The organism is Halobacterium salinarum DSM 3754, assembly GCF_008124605.1.
In the GTDB taxonomy this organism is placed as follows: Archaea; Halobacteriota; Halobacteria; order Halobacteriales; family Halobacteriaceae; genus Halobacterium; species Halobacterium salinarum.
Genome location: NZ_VRYN01000031.1, coordinates 1 through 2,382, shown reverse-complemented (window position 1 = coordinate 2,382; position 2,382 = coordinate 1). Strand labels below are relative to the sequence as shown.

Below are 2,382 nucleotides of genomic sequence, written 5' to 3'. Positions count from 1 at the left end.
ATCTTCAGAAGTATCTCAACTTCCTTGCACTGAAGCTCAACTCACCCGAAGATTGGTTCGAGAAACTCCTATGTTACAATGTATCGGGATGAGCGCACCTGTATTGACCGTTCACTCTAGACTCAACCTCGCACGTTTATATACCACCCAAAATTCCGGATGTAGAGACCATGAATCATGGGATATCTATCGGTATCCGACGTTCGACCGACTTCCTTGGGGTCACAAACTGGTCAGATTGGGGGATCGCTGGCCAACTGAGCGGCATATCAGCGGTGGTCCACTGTGAGAAGGCTATTCTTAGGACTTCTACCCAACATTCTGAGCAGAACATAAAAACATGCGAAGTTGAGTCTAGAGTCAAAGGCGCGTGACCGATTCGATGACACGCTCTGGTGTGTAGGTCTGCTTATCGCACATTTCAAATGTCATTAGTCGTAAACCGTTATCTGGAGTAGCCTCCGCTGTCAGTAGAGGGTTTACTTCCTATGTATACGGAAGATGAAGGCGAATTCGGTGGTATTTGGGAGGGACTGAGCACCATCCTCGTCTCGGTGCTGGCAGTAGGCGTGTTCGTGGTCGCGTCGGACCCAATCAACATTGGCGGCGTTGTAGCGAGTGTCGCCCTTGCCGCGTTTGGGCTTGCACAGCTCATTGCGCCCCGAGTGTTACCGTGGTATACGAGTCTCTCGCCTCGCTGGACTGGTCTGTTCTGGATACTCGTTGGAATCGGTCTCGCCGTGCTGGGTGTCGTCGCCTCGACTACGGTTGGCAGATTCGGTGGGGGTTTGATACTTGGAGGCCTATTCGTTCTCTACGGATGCCTCACCGCACTTGACCGATAAACACATCCCCTGTACTGACCGTTCGCCGAGGGTCCAAAGACACGTAACCTATTCTATGACACGCTCACGTCGGTAGCTGGCGAGCCAGCTGAGAACAGCACGCGCTAGTGGTGCGCAGCGATAGCGTCGTCAGCCGTGGGTGACGGCGACCGGCTCGACGACGATCGTGCCGGTCCGGAGGACCGGGCGCTTTGCACGGCCGTTCTCCTCGAGCGTCGTGACGCCGTGCTCGGCGAGGACGGCGAGGTCCCGCGAGACGGCACCTTTGTCACGGCCGACCTCTCGGGCGAGGTCGCGGATAGACTCGTATTCGCCCACGCGAAGCGCGTCGATGAGTTCCCGTCGCCGGTCTGTGAGGACGTCCGCTGCCTCGCTGAGGGCGAGCACAGTCACGTTATCGTAGTCGCTCTGGGCGAGCGTGCGGCTGAACTCGGCCCTGTCTGCAACGCGGTCAGCCGTCTCGTCTCCCGCATGGCTTATTTCAGACACATATATCACCCTCTCTACTGTTGCATTAGAAGTCAATAGTGATAAACCCTCTGCTGCATCCGTCTTTAGCTAAGGCGAGAATTGCAAGACAGCGGCGGGGTTGGTGCGAGAGCCGGTTTGCCGGGTGTTGAGATTGATTTAGGTGTCTGAGCGGTTCACATCGAGGTTCGTAGATCCGCCGAAACGACTTTCAATCGGCTCTGCCAGCTTAGCTAAAGACGAATACCGCCTTCGTCTGTCCGTAGCGGCCGATACTCGAATCGATTAGCCGTTGAGGGACGTACCGGCGCCAAATATTTCCACCCGCTATTTACGTGAGGTGGCCGACGAATGCCCGTATGAGTAGTCTGGCGGACACGATCCACATCGAGAACGTTGTTGCATCCAGTGACCTCGGCCAGGAACTCGCCCTCGACCAGCTCGCAACGGATCTCGATGGCTCTGAGTACAACCCAGAGGACTTCCCCGGGGTTGTCTACCGGCTTCAGGAGCCGAAGTCAGCCACGCTCATTTTCCGGTCAGGGAAAGTTGTCTGCACCGGCGCGAAGAGCGTCGATGCTGTTCACGACGCTCTCGAGATCGTTTTCGATAACCTCCGCGAGTTAGGCATCGACGTCGACAGTACTCCACCGGTCAAGGTGCAAAACATCGTCTCTAGTGCCAGCCTTGAGCAGTCGCTGAATTTGAACGCAATCGCAATCGGGCTGGGCTTAGAGCAGATCGAATACGAACCCGAACAGTTCCCCGGGCTCGTCTATCGTCTCGACGACCCCGATGTCGTCGTTTTGCTGTTCGGGAGTGGGAAACTCGTGATTACTGGCGCAGCGGAATCTGGGGATGCCCAGCACGCGTTGGCACACGTCAACGATCGGCTCACGGAACTCGGCCTGCTTGAGTGAGTCCACGGAGTTATCGAGTAACTCCTACGCGACGGGAGCAGTGTTGCTGGAGTGGAGGGTGTCATAGAAGTCTTCACACACTATGATAGAGTTTCTGACTGTTATAGAGAGTTACTAGCTTAGAAAGTCGTGCACTTGGTGCACGGTAT

Annotated in this window: 2 protein-coding genes; one reads left to right on the top strand and one right to left on the bottom strand. The window is 55.7% G+C overall.

Going from position 1 to position 2,382, the window contains the following annotated elements:
- Positions 1 to 974: 974 nt before the first annotated feature.
- The gene (locus tag APQ99_RS12385; RefSeq protein WP_209000315.1) at positions 975 to 1,334 is read right to left on the bottom strand and encodes an HVO_A0114 family putative DNA-binding protein; all 360 of its coding nucleotides are present in this window, start codon (positions 1,332 to 1,334) and stop codon (positions 975 to 977) included.
- A gap of 338 nt (positions 1,335 to 1,672) precedes the next feature.
- Between APQ99_RS12385 and APQ99_RS12380 the strand changes: the two genes are divergently transcribed.
- The gene (locus APQ99_RS12380; RefSeq protein WP_136361203.1) at positions 1,673 to 2,233 is read left to right on the top strand and encodes a TATA-box-binding protein; all 561 of its coding nucleotides are present in this window, start codon (positions 1,673 to 1,675) and stop codon (positions 2,231 to 2,233) included.
- Positions 2,234 to 2,382 lie beyond the last annotated feature (149 nt).

Excerpts from the sequence above, each read along its gene's own strand:
- APQ99_RS12380 (WP_136361203.1), top strand. The coding sequence starts at position 1,673 with ATGAGTAGTCTGGCGGACACGATCCACATCGAGAACGTTGTTGCATCC.